We start from the raw sequence: 23,038 nt of genomic DNA, 5'->3' as shown, positions 1-23,038 counted from the left end.
AGATCTCCGTGCCCGGCGGCATCGGTCCCACACCGATGCCGCCGGGTTCTTGCGTGCTCCCACGTGAGTGCCACGGTGTGCTCGGGCACGCTTCGCCACTCACGTGAGCGGGTGGGGGTGCGCCCATCCGACACAAACTCAGCTCCGAATAACGGTTATGGAGAAAGGCTCACCCACCGCCCCGGCGTACGTACTGGTACTGCCCGGCGGCAAACCACGCAGTCAGGCACCCTCGCGGTGCTGGCACCTGTCGAATCTGCGCATGACCTGGATGGCCTGGTCTCTGAGGGCGAGGCTCGGGCGGCACGGAATCGTCGTGGAGCGGTTGCAGTACCGGGTCCGTGGATGGAACGCCCCCGAGGCCAGTCCGGTGCACGACGCCCGGGTGGTCGTCGAACGGGCCCGGCTGCGGTTCGGGAACGTCCCCGTCGCCGTCGTCGGGCATTCGATGGGCGGCCGCGTCGCCGCCCACCTCGCCGCCCTCGACAACGTCCGGGCGATCGCCGCGCTCGCACCCTGGTGGCCCGCGTCCGACGGCGAACTGGTGCCCGCCGACCGCAGCCTGATGGTCGCGCACGGAACCGCCGACCGCTGGACGGATCCCACCTCGTCCCGGGTGCAGACCGAGCAGGCGCTGGCTCGCGGGGTGAACGCCTCGTGGACTCCCCTGACGGGAGCCGGACATTTCATGCTCACCCGGCCGCGCTGGTGGCATCGCATCACCGCCGATTTCCTTCTCGACGCCTTCGCCGCGGAAGGTGTCGTCGCCGCACCGACTGACCGGAAAGCAGGTCGCCATGCATGATTCGGAGAAGCTCGAACGCAGGAACGTCGCGGTGATCGGCAGCGGCGTCGCAGGGTTGACCGCCGCCTACGTTCTGTCCCGCCACGACCGCGTCACCCTCTACGAGGCGGACGCCCGTCTCGGCGGCCACGCCCACACCCACCATCTGACGCTCGACTCGGGCGCAGAAGTGGACGTCGACACGGGCTTCATCGTGCACAACGACCGCACCTACCCCACGCTGCTGCGCCTGTTCGCCGAACTCGACGTGGCCACCCAGGATTCGGACATGTCGATGTCGATCCGATCCGATGCGAGCGGGCTCGAATACGCTGGCGCGAAGGGGATCCGCGGGCTGTTCCCCACTGCCCGCACCCTGGCCAGGCCGCGGTATTGGCGGATGCTCGGCGAGGTCCTCCGGTTCCACCGCCGCGCCCGTGCCGTGCTCGACACCCCGGCCGACGAGGCGGGCGCGCAGGAACCGCTGGGCGAGTTCCTGCGCCGCAACGGTTTCAGCCGGTATTTCGTCGAGAATTTCATGACTCCGCTCGTCGCGGCGGTGTGGTCGTGCGATCCCACGACGGCCGCGCACTACCCGGCCCGCTACCTGTTCACGTTCCTCGAGCACCACGGAATGCTCACCGTCTTCGGATCGCCCACGTGGCGGACCGTGACGGGCGGCTCCGCCCGCTACGTCGAGAAGGTGGCGGCACACCTCGACGAGATACTTCTCGACGCCCCCGTGCAGCAGGTGGAACGCACTCCGGACGGCGGCGCGTGCGTCGTCGACGGCAGCGGCGACGTCCGGTACTTCGACGCCATGGTGGTGGCCGTTCACCCCTGTCAGGCGCTCGCCCTGCTCGGCGACGCCTCGGACCTCGAGACCGAGATCCTCGGCGACATGCCGTACTCGGTGAATCACGCTCAGCTGCACACCGACGAGTCGCTGCTCCCCCGCGCGGAAAACGCCCGGGCCTCGTGGAACTACCTGACTCCCGCCGACAGCACGGACGCGACGGGCGTCATCGTCACCTATGACATGACCCGGCTGATGCGCCTGGACACCGTGCACGACCGGCGGTTCCTCGTCACGCTCGGCGGCAAGCACCTCGTCGACCCGACGACGGTCGTCGCCGAGATGACGTACGAGCACCCCGTCTACACCCCCGAATCCGTGGCGGCGCAGTCGCGGCTGAGCGAACTCGGCTCCGGCACGTTCGCTTTCGCCGGCGCCTACCACGGCTGGGGGTTCCACGAGGACGGGGCGCTCTCGGGCCTGCGCGCCGCCGAACGGATCGGTGGATCGTGGGATACGCAGGCCGGACGACACCGCGAACGGGAGACGGTGTCGTGACCGCGCCTGCGATCTACTCGACGACGATCCGGCACGCTCGCACCGAACCCGTCCGCAACAGTTTCGAGTATTCGAGCTACTGCTGGTACGTCGACGTCGACGACCTTCCGCACCTGCCCGGGTGGCTCGGCCCGTTCGCCCGCTTCCGCGCCGAGGATCACTTCGAGCCGGTCCCCGGTGCCGGCGCGGACACGCTGCGCGCCAGGGTGGATGCGTTCCTCGCCACCCACGGAGTCGACCTCCGCGGCGGGACGGTGACGGCGCTCCTCAACGCGCGGGTGCTCGGATACGTGTTCAACCCGCTCAGCGTGTACTGGTGCCACGACGTCGACGGCACCCTCCGCTGTGTGATCGCCGAGGTACACAACACCTATGGTCAACGGCACAGCTACCTGATCCGGCCCGACAGCCGCGACCGCGCCGAGGTGGACAAGCAGTTCTACGTCTCCCCGTTCAACGACGTGAGCGGCCGCTACGAGATGCGGTTCCCCGAGCCCGGCGACACGCTCTCGCTGAACGTGGTACTCCACCGGGACGGACACGCCCCGTTCACCGCGACGGTGCGGGGAACGCGGCAGCCCGCCACCCACCGCACGGTCCTGAAGACCCAACTACGCACTCCCCTGGCACCTCTCGTGGTGTCGGCTCGCATTCGCATCCAGGGAATCACTCTGTGGGCCCGTGGACTCCCCGTCACGGCTCGGCCCGACGGCCGGCAGAAGGAGACAGTTCAGTGAGAAGGAACAAGGACACCGACATGGACGCATCGCCTGCCGTCAGTACCGCCGACCTCGCGTTCACCGTCGAGGATCCGCGGATCGACAACCGGATCTGGCCCGGGCTGGCCGACGTGCCGACCGGTCTGCGTGCCTCGGTGTCGGCGAAGGTCGCCGACCGCCTGTTCCGCCGCGCGGCCGCCGACCTCGACGTCCGCATCGAGTACCCCGACGGCACCCTGGTGGGGGCGCGCCGGGAACCGGAGATCCTGCCGCGCATGATCATCCGCAACCCGGACGCGTTCGCCCGGCGCGTCGGGACGAGCGGCCTCATCGGTTTCGGCGAGTCGTACATGGCCGGCGACTGGACGTCGCCGGATCTCGCCGCGGTGCTGAGCGTGTTCGCCTCCAGGATGGCCACCCTCGTTCCCCGGCCGCTGCAACGGTTGCGCGCACTCTATGTCGCCAAACACCCCGCCCAGGAACGCAACACCGAGCAGAACACCCGCTCCAACATCTCCCGGCACTACGACCTGTCCAACGAGATGTTCGAGACGTTCCTCGACGAGACCCTGACGTACTCGAGCGCACTGTTCGCGTCGACGCCGACCCGGGTGGGTCAGGTACGGGACGTGACGGTCCTGCGGGCACCCGTCCCACAGGTCACCCCGAAGTGGGGGGATTTCGCGGACGCGCAGCGCCGCAAGATCGATCGGCTGCTCGACGAGGCCGGCGTCGGTGCGGGCACCAGGCTGCTCGAGGTCGGGACAGGCTGGGGAGAACTGTGCATCCGGGCGGCGGAACGCGGCGCCGTGGTCCGCTCGGTGACATTGTCCAGCGAACAGCAGAGCCTGGCCCGCCTGCGGGTGGCCGAGGCCGGCCACTCGGACACCGTGCAGATCGACCTGCTCGACTACCGCAACGTCGACGGCGAGTACGACGCCATCGTGTCGGTGGAGATGATCGAGGCCGTCGGACATCAGTACTGGGCCACCTACTTCCGGGTGCTCGACAAGCTCCTCGCCCCGGGCGGAAGGGTGGCGCTGCAGGCGATCACCATGCCGCACGATCGGATGCTGCAGACCCGCAACACCTACACCTGGGTGCACAAGTACATCTTCCCGGGCGGTTTCCTCCCGTCGACCGAGGCGATCGAATCCGTCACCGCCGAACACACCGCGCTGCGGGTACGGGAACGCTTGAGCATGGGACAGCACTACGCGGAGACGCTGCGGCTGTGGAAGGAGCGGTTCGCCGCGCACAGCGCGCAGGCGGAAGAACTCGGATTCGACGAGACGTTCCGCCGCATGTGGCATTTCTACCTCTGCTACTCGGAGGCCGGGTTCCGCTCCGGCTACATCGACGTCCAGCAGCTCGTCCTCGACAAGACGGGAGCACGACCGTGACCGTTGCCGCCGAACTCGACAAGGCGTTGCGCCCGCTCGTCCGCGGTGAACTGCCCGTGCATCTGACCGCATGGGACGGCAGCACCGCCGGGCCGGCGACGGCACCGAGGGTGGTGCTGCGCAGCCCGGACGCCGTGCGCCGATTGCTGTGGAGCCCCGGGGAACTCGGGGCCGCACAGGCCTACGTGACCGGTGAGATCGACGTCGAGGGCGACCTGGGCGAGGCCCTGGCACACGTGTGGGCGGTGGCGCGCGAGCGAGGACTCAGCGGAGTCCGGCCGAGCCCGTGGACGGTCGCGAAGGTGCTGCGCGTCGCCGCGAAGCTGGGTGTCACGGGCGGGCCGCTTCCCACACCCGCCACACAGGCGAACATCCGCGGCCCGCTGCACAGCCTGATGCGCGACCGTGCCGCGATCAGTCACCACTACGATCTCTCCAACGACTTCTACGCGCTGATCCTGGACCCGCAGATGGCCTACTCGTGCGCCTATTTCACCCGGAATGCGCCGGGAACGCCGCAGGATTCGGACTACGGACTCGAGGATGCCCAGCGGGACAAGCTCGACCTGGTGTGCCGCAAGATCGGACTCGAACCCGACATGCGGCTGCTCGACGTCGGATGCGGCTGGGGATCGCTGAGCCTCCACGCCGCGGCCGAATACGGTGCACAGGTCGTCGGTGTCACCATCTCCCGTGAGCAGAAGGCATTCATCGACAAGCGGATCGCCGAGCGTGGGCTGCAGGACCGCGTCGAGATCCGTCTGCAGGATTACCGCGAGGTCCCCGACGGTCCGTTCGACGCCGTCGCGTCCCTCGAAATGGGTGAGCACGTAGGCGAGAAGAACTACGCCCGGTATGCGCAGGCCCTCTACGACAACGCGAAACCCGGTGCGCGGGTGCTGATCCAGCAGATGTCGCGCACCGGACGCCATCCCGGCGGCGGCCCGTTCATCGAGTCGTTCATCGCTCCCGACATGACCATGCGTCCCGTCGGTGAGAGCGTCGCGTACCTCGAACGAGCCGGGCTCGAGGTGCGCGACGTGCATGGTCTCCGTGAGCATTACGTCTGGACCGTCGATGCCTGGCTGGAGAAGTTCGAGTCCCGCTGGGACGACGTCGTCGAGATGGTCGGGCTCGAGATGGCCCGGGTGTGGCGGCTGTACCTCGTCGGCGGCGGGATGAGCTTCGAGCAGGGCCGCATGGGTGTCGATCAGATCCTGGCCGTGAAGCCGACCGCGGCGGGTCAGTCGATGATGCCTGCTGTGCGGGTCGACTCCGCGGGATCCGGCGTGCTCCGATGAACGGATTCGGCTGGTCGAACTTCGGCGCCGTCACCGCGGCGAGCCTTCTCGTGCTCGCCGTCCTCCAGGCCGCGACGTTCCTCGTCGGCCGGCGGATCGGACGCTACAACGTCGTCGATGTGTCCTGGGGCCTCGGTTTCGTCCTGGTAGCGCTCGTGGCCGCCGTCATCGGCGACGGCGACGCACTGCGCCGCTGGCTGGTGGTGGTGCTCGTCGCGGTGTGGGGTCTGCGACTGACCTGGCACATGTACGCCAAGTCGGCGGGCAAGGGCGAGGACCCCCGCTACGTGGAGATGCTCGACCGGGCGGGCGGCAACTCGCCCTGGGTCGTCGTCAGGAAGATCTTTCTCACCCAGGGACTCGCGCAGTGGTTCGTCTCGCTGCCGCTGCAGGTGTCGGCAGTACTCGGTCCGACATCCGGCCTCGGCGCGGTCGTCGGGGTGCTCGGAGTCCTCCTGTGGGTGGTCGGTGTCGTGTTCGAAGCGGTCGGCGACCACCAGTTGACGGCGTTCAAGGCGGACCCGTCCAACAAGGGCGTGATCATGGACGTCGGCCTGTGGGCATGGACGCGGCACCCGAACTACTTCGGCGACTCCTGCGTGTGGTGGGGACTGTGGCTCCTCGCGGCGAGCGTGTGGCCCGGCGCCGTCACCGTGCTGTCGCCCGTGGTCATGACGTACTTCCTGGTGTTCGCGACCGGCGCGCGACTGCTCGAGAAGTCGATGGCGCAGCGTCCCGGCTACCCCGAATACCAGCAGCGCACCAGCTATTTCCTTCCCTTGCCGCCGAAGCGGTGAGTGCTTTGCCGGCATCGCTCGCATCCCCTCGGATCCCATCGTGGTCACACCGGCCGCAACCTGCTATTAGGCTGTGGATCGATGAACGGAATGGGCCGATGACCGGTGTCGACAGGGACACGGAGAACGTGACGCTGACGGCGTTGCTGGCGCGTATCGCGCAGGGTGAGCGGGATGCCTTCAGCGACTTCTACGAACGCACCAGCGCGCGGGTGTACGGCATGGTGCTGCGGGTACTGCGCGATCCCGGATACAGCGAGGAAACCACCCAAGAGGTGTACCTGCAGGTCTGGAACAACGCGGAGAAATTCGATCCGAAGCAGGGGTCGCCGCTGTCGTGGCTGATCACCCTCGCACATCGCCGTGCCGTCGACCGGGTCCGGTCCGAGCAGTCCGGCACCGAACGGGAAGCCGCCTACGGCGCCTCGAGTTGGTACGGGCCGTTCGACGCGGTGTCGGAGGAAGTCACCCGACGCGGCGACACCAGCGACGTCGTCGACTGCCTCGGCACGCTCACCGAAGTCCAGCAGAGAACCGTGGTCCTCGCCTATTACGGAGGCCTGACGTACCGAGAGGTGTCGGAACGGCTGTCCGTGGCGCTTCCCACGGTGAAATCACGAATTCGAGACGGATTGATCAGGCTCAAGCAATGTCTGGGGGTGCAGTTCGATGGATGAGTCCCAGCACGAAATCCTCGACCTCGCCCAGGTGTACGCCCTCGACGCCGTCGACGATCAGCAGCGCCGCGAGATCGACACCGCGGTGCAGAGCGCACCGCCCGACGTTCGCCTCGAATTCGACACCGCCGTGCGCGATGTGCACGAGACGATGGCCGCCCAGTCCGCGTCCACCGCGGTCGAGCCGCCCGTTCACCTGCTCGGGCGCATCCTCGATGCATTGCCCGGCAGCGCCGCTGCACCCGCACCGATAGCACTGGACGAGGTTCGTGCGCGCAAGCGCAGGCGTCTCGTGGCGGCACTCAGTGCGGCGGCCGCGGTGATCGTCCTCGCCGTGGGTGGCATCACCGTCGCCCAGCAGTTGCAGAGCGAGGACGGCCAACCCGTGCCCGCGCAGATCCTCGCGGCCGACGACGTCCGCACGGCGGTGGCACCGATCGCCGGTGGCGGTTCGGCCACAGTCGTGTACTCCAAGGACGTCGACGCCGGAGTGCTGGTGATGAACGACGTCCCGCCGCCCGCACCGGGTTCGGTGTATCAGATGTGGCTGCTCGGACCGTCACACGAGCCGGTGTCCGCCGGAATCATGGAAGCCGATGACGTGTCACCGTCGACCACCGCGGTCGTGAACGACATCGACCAGTCCACGGAACTCGGATTCAGTGTGGAACCGCCCGGCGGTTCCACCCAGCCGACCGGCGACATCTTCGCGACGGTGAACCTCACCTGACACGTGAGTGGCGAAGCGTCCCGCGGGACGCTTCGCCACTCACGTGGGGAAACTACCGGTCAGGCGTTGGCTGCTTTGTATTCGCGGCGGCGGCGGTGCAGGATCGGTTCGGTGTAGCCGGAGGGTTGGGTGGTGCCGTCGAGGATGAGTTCCTTCGCGGCCTGGAAGGCGATGTTGGTGTCGAAGTCCGGGGCCAGGGGCCGGTAGGTGGGGTCGTTCTGGTTCTGCCGGTCCACGATCGGGGCCATCCGTTGCAGTGACTGCACGACCTGGTCGGCGGTGACCACGCCGTGCCGGATCCAGTTCGCCAGCAGCTGGGAGGAGATGCGGAGGGTGGCGCGGTCTTCCATCAGGGCGACGTCGTGGATGTCGGGGACCTTGGAGCAGCCGACGCCGGCGTCGATCCAGCGGACCACGTAGCCGAGGATGGACTGGCAGTTGTTGTCGAGTTCTTCCTGCTTCTCGGCGTCGGACCAGTCGGTGCTGGGGGCGAGGGGGATGGTGAGGATCTCGTCGAGGGTGGCCCGCCGGGTGCCCTTCAGCTGGTTTTGGACGGCGACGACGTCGACCTGGTGGTAGTGGGTGGCGTGCAGGGTGGCCCCGGTCGGGGACGGCACCCATGCGGTGTTCGCGCCGGCCTTGGGGTGGCCGATCTTCTGGTCGAGCATCTCGGCCATCAGCTCGGTCATCGCCCACATGCCCTTGCCGATCTGCGCCCGCCCCTGCAGCCCGCAGGCGAGTCCGGTGTCGACGTTCCAGTCCTCGTAGGCGGTGATCCAGGTCTGCTTCTTCATCTCGGCCTTGCGGATCATCGGCCCGGCCTCCATCGAGGTGTGGATCTCGTCGCCGGTGCGGTCGAGGAACCCGGTGTTGATGAACACCACCCGCTCCCGGGCTTCGTTGATGCAGGCGGCGAGGTTGACGGTGGTGCGGCGTTCCTCGTCCATGATGCCGACCTTGAGGGTGTTGGCGGGCAGCCCGAGGACCTGCTCGACGCGGCCGAACAGTTCGGTGGTGAACGCGACCTCGTCGGGGCCGTGCTGCTTGGGTTTGACGATGTAGATCGACCCGGTGCGGGAGTTGACCAACGGCCCCGTCGCCTCGGACGTGCTGAGTCCGTGGACGGCGCACAGGGAGGTGATCAGGGCGTCGAGGATGCCCTCGGGGATTTCGGTGCCGTCGCCGTGCAGGATCGCCGGGGTGGTCATCAGGTGCCCGACGTTGCGGACGAACAGCAGCGACCGCCCGTGCAGGGTGAGCTCGGACCCGTCCGGGGCGGTGTAGGTGCGGTCCGGGTCGAGGCGGCGGGTGAACGCGGTGCCGCCCTTGGTCATCTCCTCGGTCAGGTCGCCGCGGTTGAGGCCCAGCCAGTTGCGGTAGCCGATCACCTTGTCGTCGGCGTCGACGGCGGCGACGGAGTCCTCGAAGTCCATGATGGTGGTGACCGCGGACTCGAGCACCACGTCCTTGACCCCGGCCGCGTCGGTGGACCCGATCGGGGAGGTGGGGTCGATCTGGATTTCCGCGTGCAACCCGTGATTGCGCAGCAGCACACTGGTCGGGGCGGCCGGGTCGCCGAGGTAGCCGACGAACTTACCCGGCTCCGCCAGCCCGGTGACGGTGCCGTCGGCGAGCTGCACGGTCAGCGCGGTGCCGTCGACGGTGTAGCGGGCGGCGTCGGCATGCGACCCCTGCGCGAGGGGGGCGGCGGTGTCGAGGAAGGTGCGGGCCCAGGCGATGACCCGGTCGCCGCGGACCTTGTTGTAGGTGGCGCCCGCCTCCGCGCCGCCGTCGTCGGGGATGGCGTTGGTGCCGTACAGGGCGTCGTACAGCGACCCCCACCGGGCGTTGGAGGCGTTCAGCGCGAAGCGGGCGTTGAGGACCGGGACCACCAGCTGCGGGCCGGCGGTGGCGGCGATCTCGGTGTCCACGTTCGCCGTGGACACCTCGAAGGGGGCCGGTTCGGGCACCAGGTACCCGATCTCGGTCAGGAACGCCTTGTACTCGGCCGCGTCGATCGCCGTCCCGGTCCGGTCGCGGTGCCAGCCGTCGATCCGGGCCTGCAGGTCGTCGCGGGTGGACAGCAGGGCCTTGTTCTTCGGCGCCAGCTCGTCGATCACCGTGGCCGCACCCGACCAGAACCCGTCGGCGTCCACCCCGGTCCCGGGCAGCGCCTCCTCGTTCACGAAGTCGTAGAGCACCTTCGCGACCTGCAGACCGCCGACCTCAACACGCTCAGTCATGAAATGACTCACCTTCCGCACTTGGCAACTTCCACGATGCGAAAACACAGTTTCGTATCTTGACATCAAGAAAACCGTGTCCATCGAGTTCTGTCAATAGCGGACGGGCGTACGGTTACAGCGTCACATCCGATCAGTGGTCTTCCTCGCCGATCCTGTGAACGTGGATCAGGTTCGTCGAGCCGACGGTGCCCGGAGGCGATCCCGCGACGATGACGACGAGGTCACCCCGCTGGTACCGTCCCAGGCCGAGGAGCGCGTGGTCGACCTGATGGATCATCTGGTCGGTCGATTCGACGGGGTCGACGAGGAACGTCTCGGTCCCCCACGTCAGCGCGAGCTGAGCGCGCACCGCCGGGAGCGGGGTGAACGCCAGCAACGGCAGCGGAGTGTGCAGTCGCGCCAGCCGCCGCACCGTGTCCCCGGATTGGGTGAACGCGACGAGCGCCGCCGCGCCCAATCGTTCCCCGATGTCGCGCGCCGCGTAGGACAGCACTCCGCCCTTCGTGCGGGGTACGTGCGCCAGCGGCGGAACGTGCGTGGACTTCTCCTCGACTGCGCTGATGATGCGGCCCATGGTGCGGACCGTTTCCATCACGTGCTTCCCGACGGACGTTTCGCCCGACAGCATGACGGCGTCGGCGCCGTCGAGGACGGCGTTGGCCACGTCGGACGCCTCGGCGCGGGTGGGCCGCGAGTTCTCGATCATCGACTCGAGCATCTGCGTCGCGACGATGACCGGCTTCGCATTCTCGCGGGCTATTTGGATGGCCCGTTTCTGCGCGAGCGGCACCTGTTCGAGGGGTAGTTCGACACCCAGATCGCCGCGGGCGACCATCACGGCGTCGAACGCCAGCACGATGGCCTCGAGGTTGTCGATCGCCTCCGGTTTCTCGAGCTTCGCGATCACCGGGACCCTGCGGCCGACCCGGTCCATCACGGCATGGACGAGTTCGATGTCTGCGGCCGATCGCACGAACGACAGGGCGATGAGGTCGACGCCGAGACGCAGTGCGAACTCGAGGTCGGCGATGTCCTTGTCCGACAGGGCCGGGACCGACACGTTCATCCCCGGCAGGGACACACCCTTGTTGTTGCTGACCGGTCCGCCCTCGGTGACCCGGCACACCACGTCGTTGCCGTCGACGCCGGTGACGACCAATCCGATCTTGCCGTCGTCGACGAGCAACCGGTCACCGGGCTCGGCGTCCTCGGCCAGCTGCTTGTAGGTGGTGGAGACCCGGTCGTGGGTGCCCTCGCACTCGTCGACGGTGATTCGCACGAGGTCGCCGTCCGACCAGACTGTGCTGCCTTCGGCGAAACGCCCCAACCTGATCTTCGGGCCCTGAAGATCGGCGAGAATACCTACTGCCCGGCCGGCGAGTTCGGACGCGTCCCGCACCCGGAGGTAGTTCTCCTCGTGATCGGAATGTTCGCCGTGGCTGAAGTTGAGCCGTGCGATGTCCATTCCGCAGTCGACGAGTTCGCGTATGCGGTCGCCGGTTGCCGTTGCGGGCCCGAGGGTGCACACGATCTTCGCGCGCCTCGCCGACGCGGGCGCCTCCCGGCCGGGTGTGCCGAGGTATTCGGAAACTGTTGCTGTCATCGGATTTTCGATTCCGTTCTATGCACTGCCGGTGTCGGCGTAGGAGACGGCGGCGGCGCGGACGTCGTCGATGCGGTACCGGTTGGCGGCTTCGACGGCCTTGGAGCGGTCGAGGGTGCCTTCGCCGGCGAGGGCGGACAGGACGGCGACGACGATGGATTCGGCGTCGACGTTGAAGTACCGGCGGGCGGCGGGGCGGGTGTCGGAGAAGCCGAACCCGTCGGTGCCGAGGGTGGTGTACGAGCCGGGCACCCACTGACGGATCTGGTCGGCGACGGCGCGCATCCAGTCCGAGGCCGCCACGAACGGGCCGGCGGCGTCGGACAACGCCTGCGTGACGTAGGGCAGCGGGGCGTCGGTGCCGGGGTCGCGCAGCGCCTGGCGCTCCGATTCGATGCCGTCGCGGCGCAGCTCACCCCAGGAGGTGACCGACCACACGTCGGCGGCCACACCCCACTCGTCGGCGAGCAGTTCCTGCGCCCGCAGCCCCTCGGGCATGGTGACACCGGAGACCAGGATCTGCGCCCTGGGCGCGGAGCCTGCGGAGTGCCCGTGTTGAGGCGCGGAGCCTGCGGAGTGCCCGTGTTGAGGCGCGGAGCCTGCGGAGTGCCCGTGTTGAGGCGCGGAGCCTGCGGAGTGCCCGTGTTGAGGCGCGGAGCCTGCGGAGTGCCCATTATTAGACGCGGAATCGCCCGAAGCCTGCGACTTCTTGAACAGGTACATGCCCTTGAGCAGGCCCTCGACGTTGAGGTCGGCGGGCTCGGCGGGCTGGGAGTAGGGCTCGTTGTAGAGGGTGATGTAGTAGAAGATGTCCTCCCCACCGAACCCGTCCACGCCGTCGGTGCCGCCGTACATCCGGCGCAGCCCGTCCTTGACGATGTGCGCGATCTCGTAGGAGAACGCCGGGTCGTAGGCGACGGCGGCCGGGTTGGTCGAGGCCAGCAGCAGCGAGTGCCCGTCGGCGTGCTGCAGTCCTTCGCCGGTGAGGGTGGTGCGGCCGGCGGTGGCGCCGAGGACGAATCCGCGGGCCATCTGATCCGCCGCCGCCCACAGGCCGTCGCCGGTGCGTTGGAACCCGAACATCGAGTAGAAGATGTACAGCGGGATCATCGGCTCACCGTGGGTGGCATAGGAGGTGCCGACCGCGGTGAACGAGGCGGTCGAGCCGGCCTCGTTGATGCCCTCGTGCAGGATCTGCCCGATCTCCGATTCCTTGTAGGCGAGCATCAGGTCCGCATCCACCGCCGTGTACAGCTGGCCGTTGCGGTTGTAGATCTTCAAGGAGGGGAACCAGGAGTCCATCCCGAAGGTGCGGGCCTCGTCCGGGATGATCGGGACGATCCGCTTGCCGATCTCCTTGTCCCGCAACAGCTCCTTCATGATCCGCACCAACGCCATGGTGGTCGCGACCTGCTGCTTGCCGGAGCCCTTGCGGACCACGTCGTAGGTCGAGTCCGCCGGCTGCGGCAACGGTGCCGGGCTGGTGCGCCGCTGCGGCAGGAACCCACCGAGCGCGCGGCGGCGGTCGAGCATGTACTGGATCTCCGGGGCATCGGGGCCGGGGTGGTAGTACGGGGGCATCTTCGGGTCCTTCTCCAACTCGGCGTCGGAGATCGGGATGCGCTGCAGGTCCCGGAAATTCTTCAGATCGTCGAGGGTCAGCTTCTTCATCTGGTGGGTGGCGTTGCGGCCCTCGAAGTGCTTGCCCAGGGTGTAGCCCTTGATGGTGTGCGCCAGGATCACCGTCGGCTGCCCCTTGTGCGCCATCGCCGCCGCGTACGCGGCGTAGATCTTGCGGTAATCGTGCCCGCCGCGCTTGAGGTTCCAGATGTCCTGATCCGAGAGGTTCGCGACCAGTTCCTTCGTCCGCGGATCCCGGCCGAAGAAGTGCTCGCGCACGTACCCGCCGTCGTTGGCCTTGTACGTTTGGTAGTCACCGTCCGGGGTGACGTTCATCAGGTTGACCAGGGCGCCGTCCCGGTCCGCGTGCAGCAGCGCGTCCCACTCGCGGCCCCAGACCACCTTGATCACGTTCCAGCCGGCGCCGCGGAAGAACGACTCCAACTCCTGGATGATCTTGCCGTTGCCGCGGACCGGGCCGTCGAGGCGCTGCAGGTTGCAGTTCACCACGAACGTCAGGTTGTCGAGGCCCTCGGTGGCCGCCACGTGCGCCAGGCCGCGGGATTCGGGTTCGTCCATCTCCCCGTCACCCAGAAACGCCCACACGTGCTGATCGGCGGTGTCCTTGATGCCGCGGTCGTGCAGGTAGTGGTTGAACCTCGCCTGGTAGATCGCGTTCATCGGGCCCAACCCCATCGACACGGTCGGGAACTCCCAGAAATCCGGCAGCAGCCGCGGGTGCGGGTACGACGGCAACCCGCCGCCCTGATCGGCGTGCGAGTGTTCCTGCCGGAACCCGTCCATCCGCTCCGCCGGGATCCGCCCCTCCAAAAAGGCGCGGGCGTAGATGCCCGGCGAGGCGTGGCCCTGGATGAAGATCTGATCCCCACCCCCGGGATGGTCCTTGCCGCGGAAGAAGTGGTTGAACCCCACCTCGTACAGGGCCGCCGACGACGCATACGTCGAAATGTGGCCGCCGACCCCGACCCCGGGGCGCTGCGCGCGGGTCACCATCACCGCCGCGTTCCACCGGATGAACGCCCGATACCGGCGCTCGGTCTCCTCGTCCCCGGGGAACCACGGCTCGTTCTCCGTCGGGATGGTGTTCACATAATCGGTCGACGTCAACGCCGGCAACGCGACGTGCTTCTCCCCGGCCCGCTCGAGCATCCGCAACATCAGATACCGGGCACGAGTCGGTCCGGACCGGTCCAACAGTCCGTCGAACGATTCCAACCACTCCGTGGTCTCGTCCGGGTCGATATCCGGCAGATAAGACGCAACACCCTCACGGATGACGCGAACCGAACCGGCGCGGCCAGGGTCTACGGAGGTCGTGGTCTGTTCGAGCAAAGGGATACTCCATCGTTGCGGGCGCGGGATAGGCGCCGTGTCGGCCGTCCGGGGTGAGGACGAAGCTGTACAACTCACTGCATCAGGTGACTACTGCGGTTTCGCGAGCGGCCATCCCGTGATCTGCTTGGGACGCGGGGGCGCGTAGGTGCGCACCTTCGAGGTCGAGAGACCCAACCCTACAAGAGATTCCGCCAATTTCACAGCCGCACTGACTCCGTCGACCACCGGAACGCCGGTGCGCTCCCTGATTCGGTCGTCGAGGCCGGCCATTCCACCGCAGCCGAGGCAGATCACCTCGGCCTTGTCTTCGCGCACAGCAGCTTCGGCCTCGTCGACGATCGCCTCGATCGTACGCTCGGGGTCGGTTTCCAGGGCGAGGACGGGCAGACCGCTCGCACGTACACTCGCGCACTTGGTGTCGAGGCCCGCGAGCCGGAGCCGATCTTCGATGAGCGGGACGGTGCGGTCGAGGGTGGTGACGACGGAGTACTTGTGTCCCAGCATCATTGCGATACTTGCGGACGCCTCGGTGATGTCGACGACGGGGACGTCGAGCAGTTCCTGCAGGCCCTCCCGGCCGTGTTCGCCGTACCCGGCCTGGATCACCGCGTCGTACGGTTCCGGGTACGACCGCACCCGGTCCATCACCGCGATCGCGGCGAGGTAGCTCTCGAAGTTTCCTTCGACGGATTCCGCACCGATCTCCGGTGTGAGCCCGACGATCTCGGTGCCGGGTGCCGCGACGGCCTCGGCCTGTTTGGCGATGGCGTCCGTGATGGACGTGGTGGTGTTGACGTTGACGACGAGAATACGCATCGAAAGCTCCTGTCAGTGGTCGCCGTGGCCGCTGTCCACGGCGATGGACTCGCCGGACACGTCCACGTACCGCCGGGTGCGGTCGCCGACGACCGCGTAGATGGCCGCCGCCAGGCCGGCGCCGATGAACCACGAGAACGGGGCGACGAGATGGAAGGCGGGGACGATCGCGAACAGGGTGCTGACGAGCGCGGCGGGAACGAGGGCATAGATCGCCCGAAGGTTGAATCCCTTGCGGTAGTAGTAAGTTCCGGTCGGACTGTCCGAGTAGAGGGCGGGTACGTCGACCTTCGTGCGGCGGATGAACCAGTAGTCGACGAAGATGATGCCGAACAGCGGGCCGAGGACGGCACCGAGGCCACCGAGGAAGTAGTTGATCACCACCGGGCTGTCGTAGAGATTCCAGGGCAGCAGGACCACGCCGATGCAGGCGCTGATGATGCCGGCCTTGCGGAAGCTGATCTTCTCGGGGGCGAGGTTCGACAGCACGTACGACGGTGCCACGAAGTTCGCCATGACGTTGACGGCCATCGTCACGATCACGAGGGCGAGGCAGGCCAGCGACAGGAACAGGGTGTTCGGGATCGCCGCGACGATGTCGGTGGGGCTGTCGATGATGGTTCCATCGATCTGGAACTGGGCGCCGCACAGGATGAACGCGATGACGGCGAACGCGAGGACGTTGACGAACAGGCCCCAGAAGTTGCCGCGCACGACGGCGGTCTTCGACGGGGAGCGCCGCGAGAAGTCGCAGAAGTTGAGGATCAGGGTGCCGTAGATCGACATCCAGAGGGCCGCGCCTGCGAAGACCTGCCGCCACATCTCCCCACCCGAGGCGGGCTGATCGGACGTCCACGCGATGGAGAAGTCGGTGCGGAACAGCATCCACAGGGCGAGCGAGCCGACCGTGACCAGGATCAGCGGGCCGGCCAGGCTTTCGAATCGGCGCACGGCCTCCATCCCGTAGACGAGGACGACGATCTGGATCGCCCAGATCCCGATGAAGCAGATCCATCCGAGGCTGGAGAGTCCGAGGATCGAGTTCTGGTCGAAGCGGTCGAGCGACGGCGCCACGGCGACGAGGAAGATCCGGAAGACGATCGACGCGAGGTAGGTCTGGATTCCGAACCAGACGATCGCGATGACCGCGCGGACGATGGCGGGAATCTGGGCGCCGCGAATTCCGAAACTGATCCGGCTCATCACGGGGAAGGGCACACCCGTCTTCTGGCCCATGAACCCGGCGTAGGTCATCGCGACGCAGACGATGACCGCGCCGATCATGAGCGACAGGATCATGTGGCCGCCACCAAGCCCGAGCGCGAACAGGCCGATGGCGAACGAGTAGTTGGCGATGTTGTGGACGTCGTTGGTCCACAGCGTGAAGATGCTGTAGCTACCCCAGCGGCGACCCGAGGCCTTCGTGGGCGCCAGGTCCAGGTTGTAGAGTGTGGCACTCGTCGGGGTCGCTGGCGGCGCCGGCGTCGCGACGGTGGTGGTGGTGTGCCGCGAGACTGTGTCGTCTATGAGCATGTGCCTGTCCTTGCGTGGCGGCGAACGAACTTCCGTATCACGGAAAGCTTGTTCCATTGGTCCCTCCAAGTGTGAGCCAGGCAACAGTGGGCGGTCAATGATTTCGGCAGGATATATCTTGGTGCCGTACCGCCTGGAACACGACAAACCCGCTGTAGCACTAGATCTTTCGGACCCATCGCCATGCAAGGGTGCGGCGGCGTCAGGCCAGTCCGCGGCTGAGCAGTCGGCCCCGGGGCGCCTCGTCGAGGTCGATCCGCTTGCCGGCCAGCCAGGTACTGCGCACGACGCCGGCGAGGGCTGCGTGCACGATTACGCCGCGCCGAACCCGGCGATCTCTTTCAGCGCCAGTTCGCGCGTCGACGTCGGATTCCTGGCCGCGCCGTACCCCCAACGTCCCGGACTTTACGGGCCCTGCACGACGCGGGCGTGTTCGAGTCCAAATGAGCTATCAGCGGAATACCGCCCGTCCAAGCCCGTGAAGAAGCTGATCTGTGGTGCGGGGCCGCTTCGGGAGGGAGGTGGGTGTGGTTGGCGAGTCGAGTCGTTTCTGATGGTAAGGCTTGCGGCAATGATCGACAGCGCGCTCCACTCGCAGCGCGACGAAGTATGCGACGACCAGAAGTGGTTGCCCCACAATTATTTGCGTATGGGAACTCCCATCGCAGTGCACGTGACGGTGTCGCCGTCGAATTCGGTGAGGGTACCCCGGACTTGTCGGACCCCTCTGTCATTATCTGGTGACACCGCGTCGGCATCGGAGCGGTGAAGGCTCCTAGGCCATCAAAGGTGTTGAGTGCGAAGTGAAACGGATTGTCGTGGTCAAGCTCGTCCCCAGTCCTGATCAGTCTGCGGCGCTGGAATCGACGTTGGTGTTGTGCAATGAGGTTGCCAATGAGGTTGCCGGGTGGGCTCACTCGAGGGGATTGCGGTCGCGGCGGGCGTTGCAGGTCGCGCTGTATCCGATGGTGAAGACCCGGGGCCTCTCCGCGCAGCCGGCGTTGCATGTTCTGCGGAAAGTTGCCGACGCGTACACCACCCGGCAGGCGAACCTGAGCAACGGAAACTACGGTCGACCGGGGTCGACTCGGTATACGGCGGTGGCCGGTACCGCGGTCGAGTTCCGGCCGCATGCTGCGCAACCGTTCGACGACAGGTGCCTGTCGTGGCAAGTGGATTCCTCGACTGTGTCGATCTGGACCACGGCGGGCCGGATGCGGGGTGTGCGGTTCGTGTGCGCGCCGTGGCAACGCACACTCCTGGCCGCCCGTAAGGGGGAAACGGACCTCGTCTACCGCGACGGCCTGTTCTACCTGTATGCCACTGTCGACGAACCCGCACCGGAACCGGTCGAGCCGCCGGACACCGCCGCTGGCTGGTTGGGTGTGGATCTGGGGATCGTGAACCTCGCTGTCACCACTGACGACGATCCGACCGCCCTCGACGTGCGGTGGTCCGCCGGGGCAGTGACGGCGCGCCGAAAGAAGAACGCCGCGATGCGCGCAAGTTTGCAGCGAGTCGGCACGAAATCAGCGAAACGGAAATTGAAGACACGGCGACGAAAGGAACAGCGGTTCGCCACCGACATCAACCATCAACTGTCGAAAACTATTGTTGCCCGAGCACAACGCACCGGTCGTGGGATCGCGATAGAAGACCTGTCAGGTATCCGCGACCGGGTACGGCTAGCCCGACGGCAACGGACCCAACTCCACTCGTGGGGATACGCCCAGCTACGGGCACAGATCACCTACAAAGCCGAGAGGGCTGGGGTGCCCGTCGCTGTCGTCGACCCCCGGAACACATCGCGGACCTGCTCACAATGCGGGTACTGCGACAAAGCGAACCGGGTCTCGCAAGCAACATTCCGATGCCGATACTGCCAGTGGACCGGTCACGCCGACCACAATGCGGCCCGCAACATCGCCGCACTCGGACATTGCACCTACAGGGCCGCCCAATCAACCGCGCCCATAGCAGCCACCCCTCCCACAGCCAGTGGGAACGTGAGCAGCAAACCCGGCCCCTCACGGCCGAGTAGTTGATATGCTTCCTGTTGCACTCGACGAGTTGCCACCGTTAACCGACGTACGCCTGATCGGCGGCGACCCGGCGTTTGACGTCCAGTGCCGCGACGTCGACGGTCGGCGGGATGCTGTTGAGCGGCATGTCGACGATCGTGGTCACCCCGCCTGCGGCCGCGGCCCGGGTCGCGCTCGCGAACCCCTCCCACTCGGTGCGGCCCGGTTCGTTGACGTGCACGTGCGTGTCGACGAGACCGGGGATCAGCACCTCGTCGTCGCCCAGTTCGACCACGACCTCGGCGTCGAGTTGGGCGCCGAACGGTTCGATGACGACGATCCGGCCGTCCCGCACACCCACGCAGCGGGCGACCGCCGCGGTGATCACCCGCGGGGCGCGGAACAGCAGGTCGAGCCGGTCAGACATCGTGTTCACCACCTGCGTCGGCAACGCTGCGCACCGCCGCCGCCACGGCCGGGGCGACTGCGGCATCGAACACACTCGGCACGATGTACGTGGGGTTGAGTTCCGACGGAGACACCGAATCGGAGATCGCGCGGGCGGCCGCGATGAGCATGTCGTCGGTGATCTCGACGGCGTGCGCGTCGAGCAGGCCCCGGAACACGCCCGGGAACGCGAGCACGTTGTTGATCTGATTCGGGAAGTCCGACCGTCCGGTCGCGACGACGGCCGCGTGCCTGCCGGCGGCGACGGGATCGACCTCGGGCACCGGATTCGCGAGGGCGAACACGATCGAGTCGGGACCCATCGTCTCGATATCGTCGCCGGTCAGGATGTCCGGCGCCGAGACACCGATGAACACGTCCGCGCCGACCACTGCGTCCTGCAGCGATCCGGACCGCGCTTCCGGGTTGGTGTTGTTCGCGATCCAGGACCGGAAGGAGTCGGACGTGTCGTCGGGCGAGAGGATTCCGTTCCGCCCGCACGCCACGATGTTCGTCGCCCCCTGCGCGACCAGCAGGCGGATGATCGCATGTCCGGCGGCGCCGACACCCGACACCACGATCTTCACCGTGTCGAGGCTCTTCTCGACCACCCGCAGGGCGTTGGTCAGGGCGGCGAGAACCACGATTGCGGTGCCGTGCTGGTCGTCGTGGAAGACCGGGATGTCCAGCATGTCGCGGAGCCGTGCCTCGATCTCGAAGCAGCGTGGGGCGGAGATGTCCTCGAGGTTGATTCCGCCGTACACCGGTGCGAGGGCCCGGACGATCTCGACGATCGCGTCCGTGTCCTGGGTGTCCAGGCAGACCGGCCACGCGTCCACGTCCGCGAACTGCTTGAACAGGGCCGCCTTGCCCTCCATCACGGGAATCGACGCGGCGGCGCCGATGTTGCCCAGCCCCAGCACGGCCGAGCCGTCGGTGACGACCGCGACGGTGTTGCGCTTGATCGTCAGCCGCCGCACGTCCTCGGGGTTCTCCGCGATCGCGGTGCAGACCCGGGCGACGCCGGGGGTGTACGCGCGGGACAGGTCGTCGCGGTGCTTGAGCGGAACCTTCGGCACCACTTCGAGTTTCCCGCCGAGATGGAGCAGGAACGTGCGGTCACTGACCTTGCCGACCACGACGCCGGGCACGTCGGCGATCGCGGACGCGATCTGCTCGGCGTGCTCGACGTCGGAGGCGTCGCACGTCACGTCGATGACCATGTGGTCGGGGTGGCTCTCCACCACGTCCAACGCGGTCATGGCGCCCTTCACGGAGGCCACCGCCCCCGCGAGAGTCGAGGTGGTACCTGCGCCGACCGGGGCCGTGACGCGAACGGTGATGGAGTAACCGGGACTGGGATTGGGCATGCGTGTTTCCTCGGGTTCGTCAGGTAGGGGTGGAGAGCGCGCCGGTGCTCGGACTAGCGCGGTGCCTGGTCGGCGACGAGCGCTTGATGGCTCTGGGGAAGGGCTTCCCACCAGGTGCGTCGGGTCTCCGACAGCGCTGTCGCGTCGAGGTCGCCGAACAGCCGCAGCCGGGACAGGCCACCGTCGGGGTAGACGTCGAGTCGCAGGTGCGTGGCCGCGTCGGTGGCGTCCAGAACGAAGCGGTGCCTCGTGTCGGGCTGCACGGCTGTGCGGGACAGCAGTTCGGTCCACGCGCTCTCGTCGGCGATGTCGGCGGTCCGCGCGTCGGCGGTGCTCAGCCGCACCCAGCCGGGCGCGTTCCCCACGTAGTAGCTGGTGTCGATCTCGACGTGCCGGGGATTGCCTGCCGCGGCCAGCGAGAACACAGCGAAGTCGTTGCCGCCGCCACGACGCCGGGAGTTCTCCCAGCCCTCCCCCATGTTCCGGGCCCGGCCGGGAAGGATGATGTTCGCGGGCGACGCGTAGAACGCGTCGGAGCAGCCGACGAGGCGTCCGCCGTTCTCCGCGGCCAGCAGGTCCACCGTCCCGTCGAGGAACCGGGGGTCGGGCACGACCTCACCGTGTACCCGCAACCGTGCGACGCCGCCGTCGGGGTAGATGGACAGCCGCACGTGTGTCCACCGGTGCCGGTCGGCGACGGCGTAGGCGTTCGCGGCGTGCCCCTCGGCCGGGGACTTCTCGACGATGGTCTGCCAGTCCGCCTTCATGACCTCCTCGATGGACGGGTAGCCCTCGATCGACGCCGCCTCGATGGAGATGAAGGGCGGGTAGTTTCCCTTGAAGTGCGCGGTGTCCACGATGATTCCGTGGATGATGCCCGCGGCCCCGAGGCGGACGATCGCGTAGTCGTGGCCGTCGTCGCGGCGGCGGCGGGTCTCCCACCCGTCGTACACCTTGCCCTTGTGCCCGAAATCGGACGGGTCGAAGAACGGGGCCTCCGCCTTGATGAGGTTCTCCCGCTGGGCGAACAGTTCGTCGTTGGCCGCGGAGACGCTTCCGCCGAGGGCGCGTGAGGCGAGGTCGGGTAGTGCGGTGAAGTCGGTTGACGTCATGATTCTCCTCGTGTGCTGAGTGGTGCGAGTTCGGCAGTCGATGCCGCGATCGTGCAGCCGATCCGGCGCAGTAGTTCCGCCGCATCTCTGATCGATCGATGAAGGTCCGGTTCGAGGTCCGCGAGCGCGTACGCCGCGGAGATGCCGGCGCTGTGCAATTGGATGTCGCTGAGCAGGTTTCGGCCGCAGACGGCCAGGACGGGGATTCCGGCCCTGCGTGTTTCGGTGGCGACGCCGATCGGTGCCTTGCCGTGGAGACTCTGCTCGTCGAGCGACCCCTCACCGGTGATGACGAGGTCTGCCCCGGCGAGCCTCCCGGGAAAGTCGACGAGCCCGAGGACCGTGTCGATGCCGGGCCGGGTGTCCGCCCCCAGCACCGAGATCGCGCCGAACGCCGCGCCTCCCGCGGCGCCCGCTCCCGCGATCCGGCTGTCGTCGCGGCCGGTCGCGGCGCGCACGACCTGCGCCCACCGGGTCATGGCGTCCTCGAGCACGACCAGTTCTCCTGCGGCGGCGCCCTTCTGGCTTGCGTACACGGCGGTGGCGCCGGTCGGGCCGAGGAGCGGATTGTCGACGTCGCAGGCGAGCCGGAAGTGCGCCGCACGCGCCGCCGGGTGGAGACCGGTCAGGTCGACCCGGGCGGCCCGGAGCAGCGCCGCTCCCCCCTGCGCGACCTCGTTGCCGCCGGCGTCGAGGACATGCACGCCGAGGGCCTGTAACAAGCCGGCACCGCCGTCGGTTGACGCGCTGCCCCCGAGACCGACGATGATCTCGCGGGCTCCCCCCTCCAGCGCGTGCCTGACGACGGTGCCGAGTCCGAATGTACTGGCACCCAAGGGATCCGCCACACCGTTCGGGAGCAGTACCAAGCCCACGGCCGATGCCAGTTCGACCACCGCGGTCGAGCCGCGCACCGCGTAGGACGAGGTGACGGGTAGACCCGTCGGCCCCGTGGTGGCGACCGCGACCGGAGACCACCCTGCCGCGACGGCCGCCGCAACGGTACCGTCGCCGCCGTCCGCGACCGGGACACGATCGATCACCCAGGAGGGATCACCGGCGACGAGTCCGGCGGCGAGGGCGTCCGCCACTTCCGCGGCGGTGAGGGATCCCTTGAACTTGTCGGGTGCGACCAGTACACGTGTCACG

At 67.6% G+C, this 23,038-nt stretch carries 17 protein-coding genes and 1 pseudogene; 9 read left to right on the top strand and 9 right to left on the bottom strand.

The genetic code is table 11. The features are described 5' to 3' along the window. Positions 1 to 157: 157 nt before the first annotated feature. From JVH1_RS24385 to JVH1_RS24350, 8 genes are all read left to right on the top strand, one after another. On the top strand, positions 158 to 805 hold the full coding sequence (locus JVH1_RS24385) for an alpha/beta fold hydrolase (RefSeq protein WP_043779065.1): 648 nt from the start codon (positions 158 to 160) through the stop codon (positions 803 to 805). Beyond that, positions 798 to 2,138 carry an NAD(P)/FAD-dependent oxidoreductase gene (locus JVH1_RS24380; protein WP_009475248.1) on the top strand — a complete coding sequence of 447 codons (1,341 nt, stop codon included), beginning with the start codon at positions 798 to 800 and terminating at the stop codon, positions 2,136 to 2,138. Before JVH1_RS24385 ends, JVH1_RS24380 begins: the two co-directional genes overlap by 8 nt. Beyond that, positions 2,135 to 2,875 (top strand): DUF1365 domain-containing protein, encoded by a 741-nt coding sequence (locus JVH1_RS24375; RefSeq protein WP_043779067.1) that lies wholly within the window; start codon positions 2,135 to 2,137, stop codon positions 2,873 to 2,875. Before JVH1_RS24380 ends, JVH1_RS24375 begins: the two co-directional genes overlap by 4 nt. Then, complete coding sequence (locus JVH1_RS24370) at positions 2,872 to 4,260, top strand: class I SAM-dependent methyltransferase (RefSeq protein WP_043779070.1); 1,389 nt, start codon at positions 2,872 to 2,874, stop codon at positions 4,258 to 4,260. Before JVH1_RS24375 ends, JVH1_RS24370 begins: the two co-directional genes overlap by 4 nt. Continuing rightward, the gene (locus tag JVH1_RS24365) at positions 4,257 to 5,561 is read left to right on the top strand and encodes a cyclopropane-fatty-acyl-phospholipid synthase family protein (protein WP_043779072.1); all 1,305 of its coding nucleotides are present in this window, start codon (positions 4,257 to 4,259) and stop codon (positions 5,559 to 5,561) included. Before JVH1_RS24370 ends, JVH1_RS24365 begins: the two co-directional genes overlap by 4 nt. Further along, entirely contained in the window at positions 5,558 to 6,358 is an 801-nt protein-coding gene (locus JVH1_RS24360) for a DUF1295 domain-containing protein (protein ID WP_009475250.1), read from the top strand. The genes JVH1_RS24365 and JVH1_RS24360 overlap by 4 nt, the downstream gene beginning before the upstream one ends. Positions 6,359 to 6,456: 98 nt before the next feature. Then, on the top strand, positions 6,457 to 7,035 hold the full coding sequence (locus JVH1_RS24355; RefSeq protein ID WP_005259110.1) for a sigma-70 family RNA polymerase sigma factor: 579 nt from the start codon (positions 6,457 to 6,459) through the stop codon (positions 7,033 to 7,035). Next, positions 7,028 to 7,765: an anti-sigma factor domain-containing protein gene (locus JVH1_RS24350; protein ID WP_371113036.1), complete on the top strand. Its 738-nt coding sequence runs from the start codon at positions 7,028 to 7,030 to the stop codon at positions 7,763 to 7,765. Before JVH1_RS24355 ends, JVH1_RS24350 begins: the two co-directional genes overlap by 8 nt. A gap of 59 nt (positions 7,766 to 7,824) precedes the next feature. On the opposite strand, the gene JVH1_RS24345 is transcribed toward JVH1_RS24350, so the two are convergent. The 5 genes from JVH1_RS24345 to JVH1_RS24325 form a co-directional block, all read right to left on the bottom strand. After that, on the bottom strand, positions 7,825 to 10,008 hold the full coding sequence (locus JVH1_RS24345; protein ID WP_371113035.1) for a malate synthase G: 2,184 nt from the start codon (positions 10,006 to 10,008) through the stop codon (positions 7,825 to 7,827). 133 nt (positions 10,009 to 10,141) lie between these two features. Next, on the bottom strand, positions 10,142 to 11,614 hold the full coding sequence (gene pyk / locus JVH1_RS24340) for a pyruvate kinase (RefSeq protein ID WP_009475253.1): 1,473 nt from the start codon (positions 11,612 to 11,614) through the stop codon (positions 10,142 to 10,144). A gap of 18 nt (positions 11,615 to 11,632) precedes the next feature. Continuing rightward, positions 11,633 to 14,593: a pyruvate dehydrogenase (acetyl-transferring), homodimeric type gene (gene aceE, locus JVH1_RS24335; protein ID WP_371113097.1), complete on the bottom strand. Its 2,961-nt coding sequence runs from the start codon at positions 14,591 to 14,593 to the stop codon at positions 11,633 to 11,635. An 84-nt stretch (positions 14,594 to 14,677) separates the two neighbouring features. Then, complete coding sequence (locus JVH1_RS24330; RefSeq protein ID WP_009475258.1) at positions 14,678 to 15,406, bottom strand: aspartate/glutamate racemase family protein; 729 nt, start codon at positions 15,404 to 15,406, stop codon at positions 14,678 to 14,680. Positions 15,407 to 15,418: 12 nt separating this feature from the next. Next, entirely contained in the window at positions 15,419 to 16,939 is a 1,521-nt protein-coding gene (locus tag JVH1_RS24325; RefSeq protein ID WP_009475259.1) for an NCS1 family nucleobase:cation symporter-1, read from the bottom strand. A gap of 803 nt (positions 16,940 to 17,742) precedes the next feature. Here JVH1_RS24325 and JVH1_RS24320 point away from each other — a divergent pair. Next, positions 17,743 to 18,984: an RNA-guided endonuclease TnpB family protein gene (locus tag JVH1_RS24320; protein WP_009475261.1), complete on the top strand. Its 1,242-nt coding sequence runs from the start codon at positions 17,743 to 17,745 to the stop codon at positions 18,982 to 18,984. Positions 18,985 to 19,024: 40 nt separating this feature from the next. Here the strand turns inward: JVH1_RS24320 and JVH1_RS24315 are convergent. The 4 genes and pseudogenes from JVH1_RS24315 to JVH1_RS24300 form a co-directional block, all read right to left on the bottom strand. Beyond that, positions 19,025 to 19,387, bottom strand: a pseudogene (locus JVH1_RS24315) (amidohydrolase family protein); the annotation flags it as partial. Continuing rightward, a complete protein-coding gene (locus tag JVH1_RS24310; RefSeq protein WP_009475263.1) occupies positions 19,380 to 20,777 on the bottom strand; it encodes an NAD-dependent malic enzyme in 1,398 nt (465 codons plus the stop codon). The pseudogene JVH1_RS24315 and the gene JVH1_RS24310, both read right to left, overlap by 8 nt. Before the next feature lie 53 nt (positions 20,778 to 20,830). Further along, complete coding sequence (alc, locus tag JVH1_RS24305) at positions 20,831 to 21,889, bottom strand: allantoicase (protein ID WP_009475264.1); 1,059 nt, start codon at positions 21,887 to 21,889, stop codon at positions 20,831 to 20,833. Next, positions 21,886 to 23,037 (bottom strand): glycerate kinase, encoded by a 1,152-nt coding sequence (locus JVH1_RS24300; protein WP_009475265.1) that lies wholly within the window; start codon positions 23,035 to 23,037, stop codon positions 21,886 to 21,888. Before JVH1_RS24300 ends, alc begins: the two co-directional genes overlap by 4 nt. Position 23,038 lies beyond the last annotated feature (1 nt).

The organism is Rhodococcus sp. JVH1 (genome assembly GCF_000280725.2).
Classification (GTDB): Bacteria; Actinomycetota; Actinomycetes; order Mycobacteriales; family Mycobacteriaceae; genus Rhodococcus_F; species Rhodococcus_F jostii_A.
The sequence above is the reverse complement of the archived record's forward strand: the minus strand, read 5'-3'. Positions and strand labels throughout refer to the sequence as shown.

Excerpts from the sequence above, each read along its gene's own strand:
- JVH1_RS24330 (WP_009475258.1), bottom strand. The coding sequence starts at position 15,406 with ATGCGTATTCTCGTCGTCAACGTCAACACCACCACGTCCATCACGGAC.
- JVH1_RS24380 (WP_009475248.1), top strand. The coding sequence starts at position 798 with ATGCATGATTCGGAGAAGCTCGAACGCAGGAACGTCGCGGTGATCGGC.
- JVH1_RS24350 (WP_371113036.1), top strand. The coding sequence starts at position 7,028 with ATGGATGAGTCCCAGCACGAAATCCTCGACCTCGCCCAGGTGTACGCC.
- JVH1_RS24310 (WP_009475263.1), bottom strand. The coding sequence starts at position 20,777 with ATGCCCAATCCCAGTCCCGGTTACTCCATCACCGTTCGCGTCACGGCC.
- JVH1_RS24355 (WP_005259110.1), top strand. The coding sequence starts at position 6,457 with ATGACCGGTGTCGACAGGGACACGGAGAACGTGACGCTGACGGCGTTG.
- JVH1_RS24385 (WP_043779065.1), top strand. The coding sequence starts at position 158 with ATGGAGAAAGGCTCACCCACCGCCCCGGCGTACGTACTGGTACTGCCC.
- JVH1_RS24345 (WP_371113035.1), bottom strand. The coding sequence starts at position 10,008 with ATGACTGAGCGTGTTGAGGTCGGCGGTCTGCAGGTCGCGAAGGTGCTC.
- pyk (WP_009475253.1), bottom strand. The coding sequence starts at position 11,614 with ATGACAGCAACAGTTTCCGAATACCTCGGCACACCCGGCCGGGAGGCG.
- alc (WP_009475264.1), bottom strand. The coding sequence starts at position 21,889 with ATGACGTCAACCGACTTCACCGCACTACCCGACCTCGCCTCACGCGCC.
- JVH1_RS24360 (WP_009475250.1), top strand. The coding sequence starts at position 5,558 with ATGAACGGATTCGGCTGGTCGAACTTCGGCGCCGTCACCGCGGCGAGC.
- JVH1_RS24325 (WP_009475259.1), bottom strand. The coding sequence starts at position 16,939 with ATGCTCATAGACGACACAGTCTCGCGGCACACCACCACCACCGTCGCG.